Genomic DNA, 17,328 nt, shown 5'->3' on the forward strand with positions numbered 1-17,328 from the left:
ATGACAAGATTATTTGGAACAGATGGAGTTCGTGGGATTGCTAACAAGAAGCTAACTCCAAAGCTTTGTTACGATATTGGAAGGGCAGCAGCCTATGTACTTGCCAAGGGCAAGAAGGGCAAGGTCCTAGTTGGAAGAGACACAAGACTTTCAGGCGACTTAGTTGAGTCTTCTCTTGTGGCAGGTTTTATGAGTATAGGACTTGATGTGGACTTGGCAGGAGTAATTCCGACACCAGGTGTCGCATACCTTACAAGGACTGGCGACTACCTATGTGGAGTTTCTATTTCCGCATCTCACAATCCTTATGAACACAATGGAATTAAATTTTTCTCTTCAGAAGGCCTAAAGCTAGACGATGAAGTAGAAGATGAAATAGAAGAAAAAATTCTTTCAACTACAAAAATATACAAGGACGTGACAGGAGAAGAAATTGGAAGACTTAATAGGTCCACTGAATTTACTCAAAAGTATGTGGACTACTTAAAGAATTTAGTTGATCTTGACTTCTCAGACTTTGAAGTTGCAGTAGATGCAGGCAACGGTGCTCAATCTCACATAGCCGAAGAAGTTCTAAAGTCCTATGGTGCCAAGGTAAAAATTATTAACAATGAACCTAACGGAATGAATATAAATGACTCTTGTGGTTCAACAAATCCAAATCTAATTCAAGAGCTTGTAAAAAAAGAGGGAGCCGACATTGGTATGTCCTTTGATGGAGATGCCGACAGGATTATTGCAGTTGATGAAGAAGGTAATATTGTAGATGGTGACCACATACTTGCCATAGTTGCCACTTACTTAAAGAAAGATGGCAGACTCAAAAATAATGCAGCAGTGGGAACTATTATGTCCAACATGGGTCTAAAGAAGTATCTTGAAAAAATTGATGTGGACTTTGTTGAAACTAAGGTTGGAGATAGGTACATCTTAGAAAAGATGCTTTCCGATGATTATGTAATTGGAGCAGAACAATCTGGTCACGTAATCTTCCTTGACCACAACACAACTGGTGATGGACTTGCAACAGGTATCCACCTCTTAGAAATTATGAAGAAGACTGGAAAAAAACTATCTGAATTAAATAAACTAATGAGGAACTATCCTCAAGTTCTTAAAAATGCACGAGTTCGTGAAGACTTGAAAAATAAATACCAAGACTTTCCAGAAATCATGGATGCTATAAAAGAAGTTGAAGAAAACTACCACGGATCTGGTAGGGTTGTAATAAGACCATCAGGCACAGAAGCCCTTGTTCGTGTAATGATTGAGGGAGAAGATCAAGATAAACTTTCAAGTGATGCTGACAAACTAGTAAAGCTTATTGAAGATAAATTAAATTAGGAGCAAGAAATGTACAAGATTATATCAGACACAAGTTGTGACTTGAGGAAAGATGAAATAAAGGATTTGGGGATAGAATATGTTCCCTTTAAGATTTCTATCGATGGAAAAGATTATACAGACGATGAAAATTTAAACTTAGATGAATTCTTAGAAGTCATGAAAAAAACAGAAAATCCAATTCACACAGCCTGTCCATCTCCTTATGATTATTTTAAAATAATTGAGGAAAATAAGGACAAGGATATTTATATTCTTACAATTGGATCAAAACTTTCTGGCTCTTATAACTCTGCCAAGGTAGCAGAGGCTGAAGCGAGAGAAAAGTTTGAAGGAATAAATATTCATGTAATTGACACTAAGGCTGCATCAGCAGGTACAACAAGAATTGTCCTAAAGTTACTTGACCTTGTAAAGGAAAAGGACTTCGATGAAGTTGTAGAAGAAATTGAAAAGGAAACAGACCTTGAGACAACTATGTTTGTCTTAGAGTCTATGAAGAACCTAATCAAAAATGGAAGAATAAAAAAGACGACAGGCCTTATTGCCAATGTTTTAAATATTAGACCAATTATGATTTCTGATGATGGAGAAATTGAACTCTATGAAGTCAACCGTGGAATGAAAAAGTCTCTTGATAAAATGGTTAAGGCAATAGAAAGCAAGTGCAAGAGAGAAAAGCCTGACCTTATTACAATTTCTTATGTGGAAGATAAAGACAGGGCAGAAAAGCTAAAGGAAAGAATAGAAGATCTTTATGAGGGTGCCAAAGTCCACCTTAGACATACCAATGGTCTATCCTCTGGATATGCTGACATTGGAGGAATCGTCATAGCTTTTTAAGTAGGAGATAGCTTTTTGAGGTGAAGAATGAGAAAAGATAGGGAAAATAATTTTCAAGACAAGATAAACGGCGCCTTCAAAGATGAAAACTTTAAAGAAATTGGAGAAATAATTGGAGAAGGAATTGACACAGCAATAGACGTGACAAAAAGATCTATAAGTAGCTTTGTGAATAAAAATAAGAGAAAATTACCATATAGTATTCAAAATGATGACAGAATAATAAATCAAAATCCAAAGACTGTAAACAGGGTAAAAACATGGGGATTTGTCGCAAAAGTTTCAATTGTGGGTCATCTTATTGCTTTGTTTGGTTTTCTCATGGATATGTTTGATACTTATGGATCAATAAGAGAAGATTTGCCAGCCTTAATTTTTTGGGTAATTCCTGCCCTTGTTATTTCTTTTTATGCAAACTACAGAATAAAAAAGATCAAGGACCAAATTATTAGATTTAGAAAATACAATCGTGAAATTGGAAATAATACAGTGATTCCAACTCAAGATCTTGCTGCCATAACAGCTAAGCCTCTTGATTTTACAATAAATGACTTGTTAAATATGATTGAAAAAGATTACTACAGGCAAGCAAGGATTGTTGAAGATGGCAAGCTTTTTATCCTGGATTCAAAAACCTACAAATTATACAAGGAAGAAGCCCTAAGGGATCCTTATGAAAAGATGGAGGAACTTGAAAATCAAGAAAATAGTGAGAGGGCAGAAGAACTTCTTCTAAGAGCAAGGTCCTATGTGACTGAACTTACACAAATTGAAGGAAAAATCTCATCTCCAATGGATGAAAAAATTAGGGAACTTTTGAAAATAATTGGTAAGATTTTTGAACTCTTAAAAGAAAATCCCAGCACAGCTGGAGATTTAAACAAGGCAATAAATTATTATCTGCCAACTACAGTAAAGCTTTCAAACTCTTATTTAGAGATGAAGGAGAAACCAACAGAATCTGTTAAATCATCTCTAAAGGATATTGAAGCTACAATGGATATTGTAATAGATGCCTTTATGAAAATTCTTGACAATATTTACCAGGAAAAAATTATGGATTTATCATCAGACATGTCTGTATTAAAATCCATGCTAAAGCAAGAAGGACTTTTAGATAAGGATGAATTTAAAATCGGGAGGTAAAAAGTGGATAGAGAAATAAAATTATCACTATCAGATGACTTTGATGAAATTCAAGAAGATGAAAAAAATATATTGAAAGAAGTTGAAGCTGATAAGGAAATTAGACTAAGCCCAGAAGAAGAAAAACAAGTAAATGATTTTGCCAAAGAAATCGATATAACAAATTCAAATATTGTCCTTCAATATGGAGTTGGCGCCCAAAGAAAGATTTCAAATTTTTCTGAGAAGACATTGGAGTCTGTTAAGACCAAGGACCTTGGTGAAGTTGGTGATCTCTTATCTGGAGTTGTAAATGAGCTCAAGTCCTTTGACCTTGATGAAGAAGACAATAAGTTACTTGGATTCTTCAAAAAGCAAGCCAACAAGATGACTTCAATTAAGACTAAGTACGACTCAGCAGAAAAAAATGTAAACAACATTATAAAGACTCTTGAGGACCACCAAGTTACACTTATGAAGGACATTGCTATGCTTGACCAAATGTATGACTTAAATGAGTCCTATTACAAGGAACTTAGTATGTACATACTTGCTGGTAACAAAAAACTTGAAGAGGCAAAAAACATTGAGCTACCAAGGCTAAAGGAAAGAGCAGAAGAAACTAACCTTCCAGTGGATGCACAGCGTGCCAATGATTATGTAAATATGATTTCTAGATTTGAAAAGAAACTTCACGACCTAGACCTTACTAGGATGGTTTCTATTCAAATGGCGCCACAAATTAGGATGGTCCAATCTTCTAACACAGTTATGGTTGAAAAAATTCAATCAACAATTGTGAACACCATCCCTCTTTGGAAGTCTCAAATGGTAATTGCCCTTGGAGCAAATCATTCTAAGGAAGCAGCCAAGGCAACTAAAGAAGTGACTGACTTAACTAACCAACTCTTAAAGAAAAACGCAGAAACTTTAAAGCAAACTACTGTTGAAACTGCAAAATTATCTGAGAGGGGAATAGTTGACATGGAAACAATTAGGCACACAAATGATCAACTTATCTCAGCCTTAAACGAAGTGCGTGATATTCAAATTGAAGGTCACAAGAGACGTGAAGAAGCTTCACAAGAGCTTAGAAGGATAGAAGAAAATTTGAAGTCATCTTTAGTCGAAATTGCAAATAAATAAGTTTAAAAGTTAATAAGATGATAAGAGCCGAGAGAAATCTCGGTTTTTTTATTTGTGAAAAATTTTTTTTAGAGGCTCATAAGTTATTAGGCCTCAATAAAAAATTATTGCTAAGTAGAAGAATTAAATATAATCAAAATAAAAAAGCTCCCAATGTTTTTTACAACATAGGAGAGCTTATGACTTAAGTAACAAACAACTTATCTAAAAGTAATCTTTCCATCTTCAATGGAATCGATAATTGCAAGAGAGAGAAGGTCATAACCCATATCTCTAATAATCTTGCCACCATCTTGGAAGCCCTTTTCAATAGCAACAGAGACACCAGATATTGTAGCACCAGCTTGCTTTGAAACGTCGATTAGACCCTTTAGGGCATTTCCTTCTGCTAGGAAGTCGTCGATTATAAGTAAGTTGTCCTCAGGAGATAAAAATCTCTTGGAAACAGTTATAGTATAATTTTTCTTTGTAGTGTAGGATTCAACCTTTGACTCGTAAACATCGTTGCCAATGTTTAAAGTTTTTTGCTTCTTGCAAAAGACCACCATGGCATCGTCAAAGTGTTTTGAAGCAACAGTTGCTAGGGCAATGCCACTTGCTTCAATAGTAAGTATCTTGTTTATTTTTTTGTCCTTAAAATATACTGCCATCTCTTCAGCAAGCTTGTCCAAAAATTTTATATCAAGTTGGTGATTTAAAAATGAATCTACCTTAACAATATTTCCATCTAAAATTCTACCGTCATTTATAATTCTTTCTTCTAATAATTTCATTTTACACCTCTAGAATATTTTAAGGCATAAGGAAGAAGTTAGCAAGTTGAGGGCAAGCTTTTATAAAAATAAATTAAAAATTTTAAGTTTTGAATAAATTCTTACATTGTAGCTAAGAGAGACCTTATCTGATAAAATTGATTTAACAGAATAAATTGAGAAAGGAGAAATTTATGAAAAAAACTTTAATTTTACTTGGCTTAGTCTTAAGCCTAATCATTCCAAGCAATATTTTTGCAGAAAAGGCCCTGCCAAATAATTCTTCAAAGATGGAAATTATTGCTGAGGATGGCAATGCCAATAACTACACTTTTTCAACCTACATCATAGAGGACTACAACTACTTTAAACTCCGTAACTTTGCAGCCTATATGAATGATACTGTGAAGAAGTTTGATGTAAAATACAATGGCGACAAAAATGCCATTGAAATTTTTACAAAGAAGTCCTATGAGGATTTTACTGGCCTTCCAAGTGAAAAAATTTCTGGACCAAAGGAAGCCATTCCAAGTAAGCAAAAGATATTTATAGACGGCAGTGAAGTTCAAATTTCTGGCTACAATATTGATGGAAATAATTATTTTAAGCTTAGAGATTTAGCAGCTGCCTTAGATATAAAAGTTTATTACGATTCCCTTAGGAAGTCTGTCATATTAAATCCAAAGCTTCCAAGTGACGAAAAGCTTTCAGATAATCTAAATTCAGAGTTAGAAAAAAATATTAGGACAGATGATAAGAAAGCTGGACTTAATGAAAGTCAAAACTCATCACAAGTCTTTGCATCAGAAGAAGATTTAATTTATTTTCCTCAAAAGAATCTTGACCGCAATCTCAACCTAAAGCCAGGTTATGTAGCAGAAATTAAAAATTCAAAAATTACAAACTTCAAGAAGACTTCCTCACAAGTTAATATTCCAAAGGGAACAGGGATTTTATATTTTGACCTTGACAACTTAAAGGCCAAGACGGTTTATATTGATGGCTATGACACAAGTCTCACTCAAGCTTATTTAAACAAGTGGATGAAGAAAAATATCTTGGTACCTCTTATTCGTGGAGAAAAAATTTCAGGACAAGAAGATGCCTATAAGATTGCTTATGTAACTTTTGTTGATACAGCACCAAGGGTCAATGGAGTAAGTGAACTTGTTGGTGTAAAGGCTTCTGAAGTTAGGAACTATCTTTATGGACCGTCATCAAATCTCAAGGATTTTACAGCTGATAGGGGACAAATTTATGCCCTTGCCAAGAATGGTGAAAACATTGGTTGGTCCTGGTGGTACTTTACAGGCCCAAATTCTTACAATGAAAAAATTGACCACATGATTAATTATGCCTTAAGCGTTCAAGGTTTTTCCTACGATCAATTTGACTGTTCAGGCCTAGTTGGTACTGCAGCAGAATTTGCAGGTTTTCCAATAGCACCAGCCTACTCATGGCTTATTGAAGAATCGCCTTTGGTTCAGGAAGTTCCTATGAGTCAACTTAAAAGAGGAGACCTCTTAAACAAGGCAGGAGACCACATAATGATTTATATTGGAGATGGAAAGGTTGTTGAATCTGTGCCAAGGGCCGGAGTTAGAGTTGCCCCAGTGAGAAAGGCAGGTTACAAGGCCCTAAGAATTAAAAATATGTAAAATATAAGGGAGCTTCGGCTCCTTTTTTCATGGAAATTTATATTTTTTGGAGAAATCTTTTTAAAATTATTTTTATTGAATATTTTTTAAAAATGTCTTCAAGAAAGAAAAGATATAAAAATATTTGAATGAGAATAATTTTATAAAATTAAAATTAAATTAAATAAGTCTATTAGATATATCACTTAATTAACCTTAGAATTAAAATTACAAAATAATTTTGCAATTAAAAAAAAGGAAATAAAAAAAGTGCCAAGTCTTGGCACAAAAATTTAAGCTTTTTTAACAACGGAAGACTTAAGATAAATTCCACCGAAGTCTTTAGTCTTGGCGTCAATATCATGACCGTTTACTTCTTCGTCGAGAATCCTAATGTTGTTAATCTTAGTTCCTCTCTTCATAGTGTCCTTGCCAAACTTTAAGTCCTTAATAGTCACAACGCTATCACCAGTCTTAAGTTCATTACCATTGGCATCGAGAACCTTGTCCTCTTCAAGACAAAGGTCAGTCCACATATGTCCACACTCTGGACAGTTATAAGCAACATTATCAAAATAGCCATATTCTGATCCACAATTTGGGCACTTATACATTTATCTCATCCTTTCAAATATCTTAACTTAAGTATAATGTATAGGATATAAAATAACAAATGACAATTAAAAAAGATCTCCCAGAGGAGATCTTAATTTTATAAACAAACTTTAGATAAATTTTCCATTATCATAAATTACTTTACCGTCTTCAAAAACTTTACGATCTTTAACAGAATATGATGAACTTTCTTTCATTCTGACGTGCCAATTTCCATCAGGTCCACTTAAATCATTTTTAATACGTATTCCTTTGGCATCAAAGAAAACAATAGTATCTTTTTCATTTTGCCATGTAGCAGATTTTCCATCTGCTCGCATAGTCAATTTTGCTTGACCAATTACTTGATCTTGAAAAGTTTGTGGATTATAAACTAGTAAAGTAATAGTATATATATTCGGACCTTCATCATTTTTCATTATATATAAGCAACTACCATTAAGTGGATTTATATATCCTCCTTCAATTTCAACTGCATCTTTTTTTATTACCGGATTATTTTCTTTTTTTACTTCAGGACTCTTAGCTTTTTCATTTTGTCTTAATTTAGTAAACTCATCTTTATTGTATTTACTTTTGTCACCAATAATAACTACTTTATTTTCATTATCCCAATTAACTTCAACACCTAAAGCTTCACTTATAAATCTTACTGGTACAAAAGTTCTTGAATTAACAATTTTTGCAGGAACATCTAGAGTGGCTTCTTTTTTCTCATTTTTTTCTGTAATATTAGCATTAACAGAATCGATAATTAACTCTATTTTTTGAGAGTTATCTTTAGAAGTAATTGTCACTTTCTTGGAATCTTTGTCCCAATCTACTTTACTACCAAGAGCTTCTGATATAAATCTTATTGGTACAAGAGTTCTGTCTTTTTCGATGAAACAAGCTGCATCAGTTTCAACTTTTTTTCCATCTACAACTAAATATAAATCTTCTTTTGCAAATACATTTACACTTATACCTAAAATTAAAACACTAATAAGTACAAGTAATTTAGATAGTTTTTTCATAATATTACCTCTCTTTCTTAAGTTTATTATATGACATAAACTAGAAAAAGCAATCGTTTTACTAATTTTCTATATAATTATTATTTTATATTGATGGATAAGATTGAAAACTGATAAAACAAAAAAATTTTATATATTAAAGATGAGAAAATTTTTGTAATATATGTCATTATAAATTATTTGTGATATCATAAAACAAGGTGATAAAATGATTTTAGAGGCATTGATTCTTACCCTTATAAGTATGATTTTTATTAGGGACAAGGACTTTAATAATTTAATAAATTTTAAATTCAAAAGAGTTTATCTTGCCATTTTTGGAATAGTTTTAATGATTCTAATAAACTTTATAACGGGAAGAGATTTTGGAGGTCTCACTGAATTCTATGTAAAAAACTTTAAAGTCTTTCACATACTTTCTCTTTTACTCATTAGTCTTTCATTTTTTTCAAATTATGAGAACAAGGGACTTTTGATTTGTGGACTTGGAACTTTTTTAAATGCCCTTCCAGTAATGGCAAATGGAAAGATGCCAGTCTCGGCAAGTGCCCTAATGAAAATAGGCAACGAGAGAATTATAAAAATTATTTACATGGGCGGAAGTCTAAGTCATGGAGTCTTTGACAATCCAAAACTTTATTTTTTGTCGGACTTCATATACTTAAAAAGATTTATTGGGCCTTCTAAGGTCATCAGCCTTGGAGATATTTTAATTGCCCTTGGTTTATATTTTGCACTTATGATTATTGTTAGAAAGAGAGGTGCTTAGGATGGAAAAATTTAGTAACTTATTAAATGTTATAGATTTAAGAGATGTGGTGGACATATTAATTGTTACCCTCCTAATCTATTACGTTTTAAAGTTAATTAGAAACACCAGAGCAGAACAAGTTTTTAAGGGGATTCTATTTATCCTCCTTTTTATAAAAATTTCACAATTTTTCCAACTCTATACAGTTAACTGGATCTTTACCAGGTTTATCAATGATGGTATTGTTGCCATTATTGTCTTGTTCCAACCAGAAATTAGAAGAGGTCTTCAATATCTTGGACTTACTTCCAACATAAAAAATAGCTTTAGTCAAAACAAGGACAATGTGCCAGAGACTGTAGAAGAAATTACTTCTGCCGTTGCATCTCTTGCTAGACAAAAGATTGGTGCCCTTATTATTATTGAAAATGAAGTTGGACTTACAGAAGTTATAGAAACTGGAACTGAGATAAAGGGAAAGGTCAGCAGCGGACTTCTTATAAATATTTTTATCCCCAACACCCCTCTACACGATGGAGCAGTTATTATTAAGGGATCACAAATCAAGGCCGCAGCATGTTTCTTACCATTATCTGACAACCAAAAGATTTCCAAGGAATTGGGAACAAGACACAGGGCAGGGATTGGAATTTCTGAAAAATCTGACTGTCTATCTATTATGGTTTCAGAAGAAAATGGAACAATTTCAACAGCTGAAAATGGAGTTATTTCAAGATACTTGGATATAGAAACCCTTGAAGCAAAACTTCTAGAAATTTACAGTCCAGACTACAAAGCGAAGACTTTTTTCTCAAAGCGTGGTGAAAAAAATGAAGAAAATAAATTTTAGAAATGACAGAAGCTTGATGTTAAAAGTTATGTCCTTGATTTTTGCAATTATCCTTTGGTCCTATGTAAAGGGAGAGGCAAACTTTATTAGTTCGACAAACTTTAAAAACATCGAGGTTACCTATGATGGACTTAGTCATCTAAAAGAAAAAAATTTAACAATTATCTCTCCTAAGGAGTCAACTGTAGATGTTAAGCTCCAAGGTTACAATTCTTATATGAGAAATGTAACAAGAGATGGGATTGTTGCCAAGGTTGATGTCAGCAAGTTAACTGAGGGAGAACATTCAGTCCCTATAAATGTTTCCTATATTGATCTTGGGATTTCTGTTACTAACACTACACCAAGAAGGATTCCCTTTAAAATCGATAAGGTCCTAGAGGAAAAGGCTGAGGCCAACATTGTATTCTTAAACAAGTTGGAAAAGGGACTTACTCTAGGAGACTTAAATAAAAAGGTTAATGTTGTTGTCAAGGGTCCCTCAACTTATGTAAATAAAATTAATAAGATTGATGCTTATATTGACCTTTCAGAAATAACAGAAACCACAAGTATTCAGGCAGAGATTTATGCCTATGATGATGCTGGAAAGATAATTAAGGAAGTTGAAATAAGTCCTGCTACTATAAAAGTTGACATTCCAATTCTAAAAAGTAAAACTGTGCCAATTAAATTAAAATTTAATGAAAATACTAGTAAAAATATTGTGACAAGTGACTTTTCAATTGAGCCATCTTCTGTTACAATTAGAGGAAATTCTGATGTAATTGATTCTATTGACTTTATAGAAACTGAACCAATTAATTTGCATAATTTTAAAGCTGGAAATGATTTAGTAAAATTGAAGTTGCCAGATAAGGTTACATTAGTTGACGAGAATATTGACTTCAGATTGAAGCAAGTAGTAAGGGAAGATTAATGTGTATTAATAATCAGGAGGGAATATGGAATTTTTTGGAGAAGGACTAACATTTGACGATATTTTACTTGTGCCAGCAAAATCAGAAATTTTGCCTAACGAAGTTGACTTATCTACAAACTTAACGGAAAAGATCAAGCTAAACATTCCTCTTATGTCAGCAGGCATGGACACTGTTACAGAACACAAGATGTCAATTGCCATGGCAAGAGAAGGTGGAATTGGTATCATCCACAAGAATATGTCAATTGAAGAACAAGCCTTAGAAGTAGACAAGGTAAAAAGATCTGAACACGGAGTTATAACTGATCCCTTTTCACTAACTAAGGATCATTCTATTGCAGATGCTTCTGAACTTATGGAAAGATACAGGATATCTGGTGTGCCTGTAGTTACAGAAAAGGGTGTTTTAGAAGGAATTATTACAAACAGGGACATAAGATTTGAAACTGATCTTTCTAAGAGAATTAGCGATGTAATGACTTCAGAAAAACTTATTACTGGAGATCCTGATATTAATTTAGACCAAGCTCTAAACATCCTAAAGAAATATAAGATTGAAAAGCTTCCTCTAGTTGATAAGGACAATGTATTAAAAGGACTTATCACAATTAAGGATATTGAAAAACACGAACAATATCCAAACTCAGCAAGAGATAAATCAGGAAGACTTTTAGCTGGAGCTGCTGTTGGAGCAACTAAGGACGTTTTAGATAGAATCGAAGCCCTTGTTAAGGCTAAGGCTGACGTTGTTGTTATTGATACAGCTCACGGTCAATCTAAAAACGTATTAAACACTATAAAGAAAATAAAGGATGCCTACCCAGACCTACAACTTATTGCAGGTAACGTAGCAACTTATGAAGGAACAGAAGACCTAATTAAGGCTGGTGCTGACTGTGTTAAGATTGGTATTGGACCTGGTTCAATTTGTACAACTAGAGTTGTAACTGGTATTGGTGTTCCACAAATTACTGCTATAATGGAAGCTTATAGGGCTGCTAAAAAGTATGGCATTCCAATAATTGCCGATGGTGGTATTAAGTTCTCTGGTGATGTTGCCAAGGCCCTTGCAGCTGGTGGTAATGTTGTTATGATGGGTTCACTTTTCGCAGGAACTGATGAATCTCCAGGAGAAGAAATCTTTGTTGAAGGAAGAAGATTCAAAGCCTACAGAGGTATGGGTTCTCTTGGTGCCATGAGTGCTGGTTCATCCGATAGGTACTTCCAATCAGGTACAACTAAGTACGTTCCTGAAGGAGTTGAAGGTAGGGTTCCTTACAAGGGACTTGTTGGCGATATTGTATTCCAACTTGTTGGTGGAGTTAAGTCTGCCATGGGTTATATGGGTGCAAAGGACCTCGAAACTCTTAGGGCAACTGCTAAGTATGTTAAGATTACACAAGCTTCACTTACAGAATCTCACCCACACAATATTACAATTACAAGAGAAGCTCCTAACTATTATTAAGACATTAATAAATCCACTTCAATTGAATTTGGAGTGGATTTTCTTTATAATTACAAGTATAGAGGTGATATTTTGAAAACAAAAGTCTTGCTCGTTGAAGACGAAGAATCAATAAGAAAATTTGTTAAAATAAATCTTGAAAGAGAAGGCTACACAATTTTTGAAGCAGGCAGTGGAGAAGAGGGAATCGAAATTGCTAGACGTGAGCTTCCAGATATTGTAGTCCTTGATATTATGTTGCCAGGCATTGATGGTTTTGAAGTCTGCAAGACCTTGAGGGGAGAGTTCCCAAGCCTTGGTATCATTATGCTAACTGCAAAGGCAGAAGACTATGACAAGATCATGGGTCTTCAATATGGAACTGATGATTATTTGACTAAGCCCTTTAACCCAACTGAACTTACCCTAAGAATAAAATCCATTGAGAGAAGGCTTGAGATTGGGGAAGAAAATGAAAGCAACTTAATCACGGATCCACCTTTTAAAATAGATTCTTATTCAAGAAAGTTTTACAAGGACGATGTGGAATTAGAACTAACTCCTACAGAATATCAAATTATAAAAATATTTATGACAAACCCTGGCAAGGCCATGACTAGAAATGAAATTTTAAAACTAGTTTGGGGCGACGACTTCTTGGGTGACTCAAAAATTGTTGACGTAAACATAAGAAGACTTAGGTCAAAGATCGAAACTAACCCAGCAAAACCAGATTACATTGAAACTGTTTGGGGAACTGGCTACAGATGGAAGTAGGTTTATAATTGAAAAATAAAATTGGGAAAAGACTTGTTAGAAGTTTTTTAATAATAATTTTAATTACAATTTCAATTATAGATATATTCTTGCTTTTTGCCTTTAGCTCTTACTACTACAACAACATCTCCAAGGAATTGATCCAGAGAATGGAGGTCTCCCTTGAAATATATAGGAGGGACTACTCCGACAAGTCCATTGAAGATTTGATTTATGAAGACAGTGACATCTTCTTGTCTAACACCAATGCAGAGGTTCAAATTCTTGATAAGGACAAGAACCTCTTGTCAGATTCCATAGGAAGGTTGGCATCAAACCCCATAGAAACTTCAGATGTATTAGCAGCTGAAAGGGGAGAGATAAAAACTTGGAAGGGTGAAGAGTCACAAACTGGTGAATCCATTATGTCAGTTGCAGGCCCCATTAAGAACAATGAAGGTGAGACAATTGGCTACCTAAGATTTATATCTTCTATGGAAGAAGTCAAGGCTGCAATTTTTAAAACCATTATAAGCTTACTTATCTTCACACTTTTTGTTGCCCTACTGACAACTACAGTTTCACTTTTAATTTCCAAGTCTATTGTAAGGCCAATACTTGAACTTACAGAAGTTGCCAAGACTATGTTAAAGGGCAACTATGAAGAGAAGGCCAAGGTCTTTGAAGATGACGAAATTGGCGAGCTTGCCAAGACCTTAAACGCCATGAGTGATGAAATTATAAATAAGGATAGGATCAAAAATGATTTTATATCTTCTATTTCTCACGAGCTTAGGACCCCTCTTACATCCATAAAGGGCTGGGCAGTTGTCCTCAAGGATGCCAAGGAGGACGAAAAGGACCTAATGGAAGATGGCTTAAACATAATAGAAAATGAAGCTGATAGACTTGCCAAGATGGTAGAAGAACTTTTAGACTTCTCAAGATATATATCTGGAAGGATTACTCTCGATAAGGAAATAATTGACATTTCTCAAACTTGTCTTGATATATCAAAGCAAATGAGACCTCGTGCCAAGTCCAACAACATTGAACTTATAACAGACCTTCCAAAGGAATCAATACTTATTAACGCTGATGAAAATAGAATTAAGCAGCTACTTATTAATCTTTTGGATAATGCCATTAAGTTTACTTCAGACAAGGGCTGGGTTAAGTTCCAAATGCTTAAGGAAGATGACAAGGTTCAAATTATGATTTCAGACAACGGAATGGGAATGACCAAGGAAGAACTTGCTCATGTAAAGGAAAAGTTCTACAAGGGCAAGCACTCTAAGAGCCACAGTGGCATTGGTCTATCCATAAGCGATGAAATAACTAAGCTCCATCAAGGAAGCCTTGAGATTTTCTCAGAAGAAAATATTGGAACTACAGTAAAGGTTAGCTTGCCTATAGAAGTTGAAAAAGAAGTGGGTGAAAACAATGATTAAAAAAATAATTTTTTACCTTTCATTAATTTCTCTAGTATTCTTAACTGGTTGTTCCTTTTTGACTAGTCAGGGGACAAATGTTGAGAGACCAGAAATGGGTCAAGCACCTATTTATGGCAAGTGGACCATAACTAAATTTATTTCCAACAAGAAGGTCAACCAAGACAACTTTAGGTTTAAGGACATAATTGGAGAAGACCTATACTTTAGTAATAATTCAGTCCTTCTTGCCAATGACTACATCAAGGATGCTTCTTACAAGACTAAGTATGTTAAACTTTCCAACTACTTGTATGAAAAGTTTAACCTGGACTACAAGAACTTAGGCATAGAAGATTCTGATGTTTTTACAACCTATGTCTTTGATTCCAATTCCAACTCTTCCTTATACTATGAAGTCATAAAGACTAGTGAGAACACAGCTCTCTTGTTTGACAACGGAATTACCCTTGAGATTAAACTTGTAGACGACAAGATTAAAAATGAAGATTTAAATTCCACTATCTTAGCAAAGAAGGATGAAGTCTTGGCAAAGAGCAACTTGTTTGACTTAAATGGAGACAAGGGATTTTTAATTGGCTTTAAGACCAAGGTGGACTCAGACATTCCTTCTTGGAACTACAAGACTCTTTATCTAAAATTTTCTGACCTGAAATTGGAAAATGTCTACGAGATGAACAACATAATCTTGCCGAGAGATGACAGGTTTGTTGAAGTTAGCGTCCAAAGAGAATCAAAAGCTGAGGAAACAACAGATTGGTTAATCGCAAAAGAATATAAAACTTCAAAGCTTCTTAAGAAGGACCCAGAGATTCCAAAAATTGACTCGGAAGAGTTGAGAGATAACAATTCACTTAAGACAATAAACTTTATAACAAATAATTATATAAATGTTGAAAGCCTAGATAGGAATACTAATGTAAGAAGCCTTAGGATTTATAATCTTGATAACTTAGAAGACAAAAAAGCCCTAAGCTTTAAGGACTTTGTATCCGAGAAGGCCTTAGAGACAGAAGGTAAAAACATTGAAGCCCTTAAAGAAGATCCTTACAACATAGGCATCTATAGGGATAATGGTTTTTGGAAACTAAAGGGAAGAGTTAATTCAGGAGAGGGAAAGTATTCAGATTTTGATTTAAACCTAGTCCTTCCTTATGAAGTTAACAAGTATAATAAAATTAATATACCAATGGCGCAAATTAAAAATTTCAAGTCATCAATCAAGGACGGATTTGTTTCTCCTGACAATATTTTTTTAATAACATTGGAAAATAATTATCTAAGAATATATAATATAAGTGAAGGAAAAATTCTTCCAAACCCTATCTTTGAAAGGGAGATTGGAAAAGAAGCTTCCACTATTATGACTGAGTGGGCAACAGGCCGCTACGCAAATATTTGGCAAGATGAACTTTCATCTAATAAATGAGGTGTAAAATGAATAAAATCATGGAATTAGTAGGAGAAAATTCCACTTACTTGCTCCTAACTCTAGGTGCAATATTAATTGGAGTTGTTCTTACCTTTATAGTAAACTTTGCTGCAAGAGATTTAAAATTTATAAAATATTTACCAGGACTTGCCTTGGTATTTGTTGGAATAATTTCTCTTTTCATTGTGATCAACAAACTTTTTGATCCAAGCAGCTTAGACAATTTAATTATCTTTGTAGTTGGAGTTTCATCTGGACTAGTGTCATTAATATTTGCTCTAATAATAGGCATAGCTACTTCAGATAAAAATCGATACAGGAGAAATCCTAGAAAAAGATAAAGATAAAAGCTCAAGATAAGAGGCACTTAGGTGCTTCTTTTTTCTTGAGCTTTTTTAGGAAGAATATGAAAAATATTAAATTTTTAATTTATATATACTAGGAGCTTGCCCCTTAAAGGGACCTAAGCTATGATTAAGTACAAATTAATAAGTGGAAATGTAGTCCTTCATGGATTCAAACTTTTTGTCCCCAATGCCAGGGACATTTTTTATGTCCTCAATAGAAGAGAAAGAATTATTAGCCCTGTAGTCAATAATTTTTTGAGCAGTCTTTTCTCCAACTCCAGGAATTTTTGTGAGCTCGCTTAAGTCTGCTGAGTTGATATTTATCTTTGAAGAAGTATCACTTGATGATAGGTTAGACGCAAGACTTGAAATATTATTTTGGACTTCGCCAACTTTTGGAATGTAAATTTTTTCCTCATCGTGAAGTCTTGCTGCGAGGTTAACCCTGTCTAGGTCTGCATCATCTCTTGCACCACCGGCAAGGTCAAGAGCATCAACAAGGCGCTTACTTGAGTCAAGCCTAAGTATGCCAGGCTTATTGACAGCGCCTGAGATGTGGACCATGATCTCTTCCTTTTCTTCAGGAGCTTTTTCTATTGCAAGTTCACTTGAAGATGACTCAAGAGATTTTTTATCACTATCTATTACTCCAGAAGTATTTATTTTTAAAAATTCTTTGGCATCCTCATCTTCATTATGGGAATCATTATACTGATAGCCAATGATTAAGAGCAAGGCCACTATTATTATGTAGGGAAGATTATCTTTTTTCAAAAATTTAAAATCCATTTACATCACTCATTTATTAATAATATTATATTTATAACATTGTAATACCCTAAACAGATAAATTTTACACAGTTTTCAAATGCTAAAATTTATGTTATAATTTAT

17 protein-coding genes are annotated in these 17,328 nt (G+C 33.9%); 13 read left to right on the forward strand and 4 right to left on the reverse strand.

What is annotated here, in order from left to right; translation table 11 throughout:
* From glmM to ACWPVO_RS07705, 4 genes are read left to right on the forward strand one after another with little or no spacing between them, the layout of a single operon-like run.
* Positions 1–1,344, forward strand: coding sequence for a phosphoglucosamine mutase (gene glmM / locus ACWPVO_RS07690; protein ID WP_454207601.1), 1,344 nt, complete (start codon positions 1–3; stop codon positions 1,342–1,344).
* A 9-nt stretch (positions 1,345–1,353) separates the two neighbouring features.
* On the forward strand, positions 1,354–2,187 hold the full coding sequence (locus ACWPVO_RS07695) for a DegV family protein (RefSeq protein ID WP_250342254.1): 834 nt from the start codon (positions 1,354–1,356) through the stop codon (positions 2,185–2,187).
* A 27-nt stretch (positions 2,188–2,214) separates the two neighbouring features.
* Positions 2,215–3,333, forward strand: coding sequence for a 5-bromo-4-chloroindolyl phosphate hydrolysis family protein (locus ACWPVO_RS07700; protein WP_454207603.1), 1,119 nt, complete (start codon positions 2,215–2,217; stop codon positions 3,331–3,333).
* Between the two features lie 3 nt (positions 3,334–3,336).
* Positions 3,337–4,458, forward strand: coding sequence for a toxic anion resistance protein (locus ACWPVO_RS07705; RefSeq protein WP_005955679.1), 1,122 nt, complete (start codon positions 3,337–3,339; stop codon positions 4,456–4,458).
* 200 nt (positions 4,459–4,658) lie between these two features.
* Here ACWPVO_RS07705 and ACWPVO_RS07710 read toward each other — a convergent pair whose 3' ends face one another.
* Positions 4,659–5,231, reverse strand: coding sequence for a xanthine phosphoribosyltransferase (locus ACWPVO_RS07710; protein WP_195445048.1), 573 nt, complete (start codon positions 5,229–5,231; stop codon positions 4,659–4,661).
* A gap of 173 nt (positions 5,232–5,404) precedes the next feature.
* Between ACWPVO_RS07710 and ACWPVO_RS07715 the strand changes: the two genes are divergently transcribed.
* Positions 5,405–6,868 carry a C40 family peptidase gene (locus ACWPVO_RS07715; RefSeq protein ID WP_454207605.1) on the forward strand — a complete coding sequence of 488 codons (1,464 nt, stop codon included), beginning with the start codon at positions 5,405–5,407 and terminating at the stop codon, positions 6,866–6,868.
* 272 nt (positions 6,869–7,140) lie between these two features.
* On the opposite strand, the gene ACWPVO_RS07720 is transcribed toward ACWPVO_RS07715, so the two are convergent.
* Both ACWPVO_RS07720 and ACWPVO_RS07725 read right to left on the reverse strand, forming a co-directional pair.
* A complete protein-coding gene (locus tag ACWPVO_RS07720) occupies positions 7,141–7,461 on the reverse strand; it encodes a zinc ribbon domain-containing protein YjdM (protein ID WP_454207607.1) in 321 nt (106 codons plus the stop codon).
* Positions 7,462–7,572: 111 nt separating this feature from the next.
* Positions 7,573–8,478, reverse strand: a complete 906-nt coding sequence (locus tag ACWPVO_RS07725; RefSeq protein WP_454207609.1) for a copper amine oxidase N-terminal domain-containing protein — start codon at positions 8,476–8,478, stop codon at positions 7,573–7,575.
* A 208-nt stretch (positions 8,479–8,686) separates the two neighbouring features.
* On the opposite strand from ACWPVO_RS07725, the gene ACWPVO_RS07730 reads away from it, so the two are divergent.
* The 8 genes from ACWPVO_RS07730 to ACWPVO_RS07765 all read left to right on the forward strand — a co-directional run bounded on the left by ACWPVO_RS07730 (position 8,687) and on the right by ACWPVO_RS07765 (position 16,428).
* Complete coding sequence (locus ACWPVO_RS07730) at positions 8,687–9,247, forward strand: DUF5317 domain-containing protein (RefSeq protein WP_454207611.1); 561 nt, start codon at positions 8,687–8,689, stop codon at positions 9,245–9,247.
* Between the two features lies 1 nt (position 9,248).
* Positions 9,249–10,079 (forward strand): diadenylate cyclase CdaA, encoded by an 831-nt coding sequence (gene cdaA / locus ACWPVO_RS07735; RefSeq protein WP_005955641.1) that lies wholly within the window; start codon positions 9,249–9,251, stop codon positions 10,077–10,079.
* Positions 10,060–10,998: a CdaR family protein gene (locus ACWPVO_RS07740; protein ID WP_285044290.1), complete on the forward strand. Its 939-nt coding sequence runs from the start codon at positions 10,060–10,062 to the stop codon at positions 10,996–10,998. The genes cdaA and ACWPVO_RS07740 overlap by 20 nt, the downstream gene beginning before the upstream one ends.
* A 25-nt stretch (positions 10,999–11,023) precedes the next feature.
* Positions 11,024–12,469, forward strand: coding sequence for an IMP dehydrogenase (guaB, locus tag ACWPVO_RS07745; protein ID WP_005955703.1), 1,446 nt, complete (start codon positions 11,024–11,026; stop codon positions 12,467–12,469).
* Positions 12,470–12,541: 72 nt separating this feature from the next.
* Positions 12,542–13,225, forward strand: a complete 684-nt coding sequence (locus ACWPVO_RS07750) for a response regulator transcription factor (protein WP_005955634.1) — start codon at positions 12,542–12,544, stop codon at positions 13,223–13,225.
* 8 nt (positions 13,226–13,233) lie between these two features.
* Entirely contained in the window at positions 13,234–14,655 is a 1,422-nt protein-coding gene (locus ACWPVO_RS07755) for a sensor histidine kinase (RefSeq protein WP_454207615.1), read from the forward strand.
* Positions 14,648–16,084, forward strand: a complete 1,437-nt coding sequence (locus ACWPVO_RS07760; protein WP_454207617.1) for a hypothetical protein — start codon at positions 14,648–14,650, stop codon at positions 16,082–16,084. Before ACWPVO_RS07755 ends, ACWPVO_RS07760 begins: the two co-directional genes overlap by 8 nt.
* A gap of 8 nt (positions 16,085–16,092) precedes the next feature.
* Complete coding sequence (locus ACWPVO_RS07765; protein ID WP_005955767.1) at positions 16,093–16,428, forward strand: hypothetical protein; 336 nt, start codon at positions 16,093–16,095, stop codon at positions 16,426–16,428.
* A gap of 144 nt (positions 16,429–16,572) precedes the next feature.
* On the opposite strand, the gene ACWPVO_RS07770 is transcribed toward ACWPVO_RS07765, so the two are convergent.
* A complete protein-coding gene (locus ACWPVO_RS07770) occupies positions 16,573–17,223 on the reverse strand; it encodes a helix-hairpin-helix domain-containing protein (protein ID WP_454207619.1) in 651 nt (216 codons plus the stop codon).
* Between the last annotated feature and the right edge of the window lie 105 nt (positions 17,224–17,328).

The sequence above is a fragment of the Peptoniphilus sp. Marseille-Q6390 genome, from assembly GCF_965119475.1.

What these genes read in the sequence shown, in the direction of transcription:
- glmM (WP_454207601.1), top strand. Translation starts at nt 1, where the DNA reads ATGACAAGATTATTTGGAACAGATGGAGTTCGTGGGATTGCTAACAAG.
- ACWPVO_RS07695 (WP_250342254.1), top strand. Translation starts at nt 1,354, where the DNA reads ATGTACAAGATTATATCAGACACAAGTTGTGACTTGAGGAAAGATGAA.
- ACWPVO_RS07700 (WP_454207603.1), top strand. Translation starts at nt 2,215, where the DNA reads ATGAGAAAAGATAGGGAAAATAATTTTCAAGACAAGATAAACGGCGCC.
- ACWPVO_RS07710 (WP_195445048.1), bottom strand. Translation starts at nt 5,231, where the DNA reads ATGAAATTATTAGAAGAAAGAATTATAAATGACGGTAGAATTTTAGAT.
- ACWPVO_RS07715 (WP_454207605.1), top strand. Translation starts at nt 5,405, where the DNA reads ATGAAAAAAACTTTAATTTTACTTGGCTTAGTCTTAAGCCTAATCATT.
- ACWPVO_RS07720 (WP_454207607.1), bottom strand. Translation starts at nt 7,461, where the DNA reads ATGTATAAGTGCCCAAATTGTGGATCAGAATATGGCTATTTTGATAAT.
- ACWPVO_RS07725 (WP_454207609.1), bottom strand. Translation starts at nt 8,478, where the DNA reads ATGAAAAAACTATCTAAATTACTTGTACTTATTAGTGTTTTAATTTTA.
- ACWPVO_RS07730 (WP_454207611.1), top strand. Translation starts at nt 8,687, where the DNA reads ATGATTTTAGAGGCATTGATTCTTACCCTTATAAGTATGATTTTTATT.
- cdaA (WP_005955641.1), top strand. Translation starts at nt 9,249, where the DNA reads ATGGAAAAATTTAGTAACTTATTAAATGTTATAGATTTAAGAGATGTG.
- ACWPVO_RS07740 (WP_285044290.1), top strand. Translation starts at nt 10,060, where the DNA reads ATGAAGAAAATAAATTTTAGAAATGACAGAAGCTTGATGTTAAAAGTT.
- guaB (WP_005955703.1), top strand. Translation starts at nt 11,024, where the DNA reads ATGGAATTTTTTGGAGAAGGACTAACATTTGACGATATTTTACTTGTG.
- ACWPVO_RS07760 (WP_454207617.1), top strand. Translation starts at nt 14,648, where the DNA reads ATGATTAAAAAAATAATTTTTTACCTTTCATTAATTTCTCTAGTATTC.
- ACWPVO_RS07765 (WP_005955767.1), top strand. Translation starts at nt 16,093, where the DNA reads ATGAATAAAATCATGGAATTAGTAGGAGAAAATTCCACTTACTTGCTC.
- ACWPVO_RS07770 (WP_454207619.1), bottom strand. Translation starts at nt 17,223, where the DNA reads ATGGATTTTAAATTTTTGAAAAAAGATAATCTTCCCTACATAATAATA.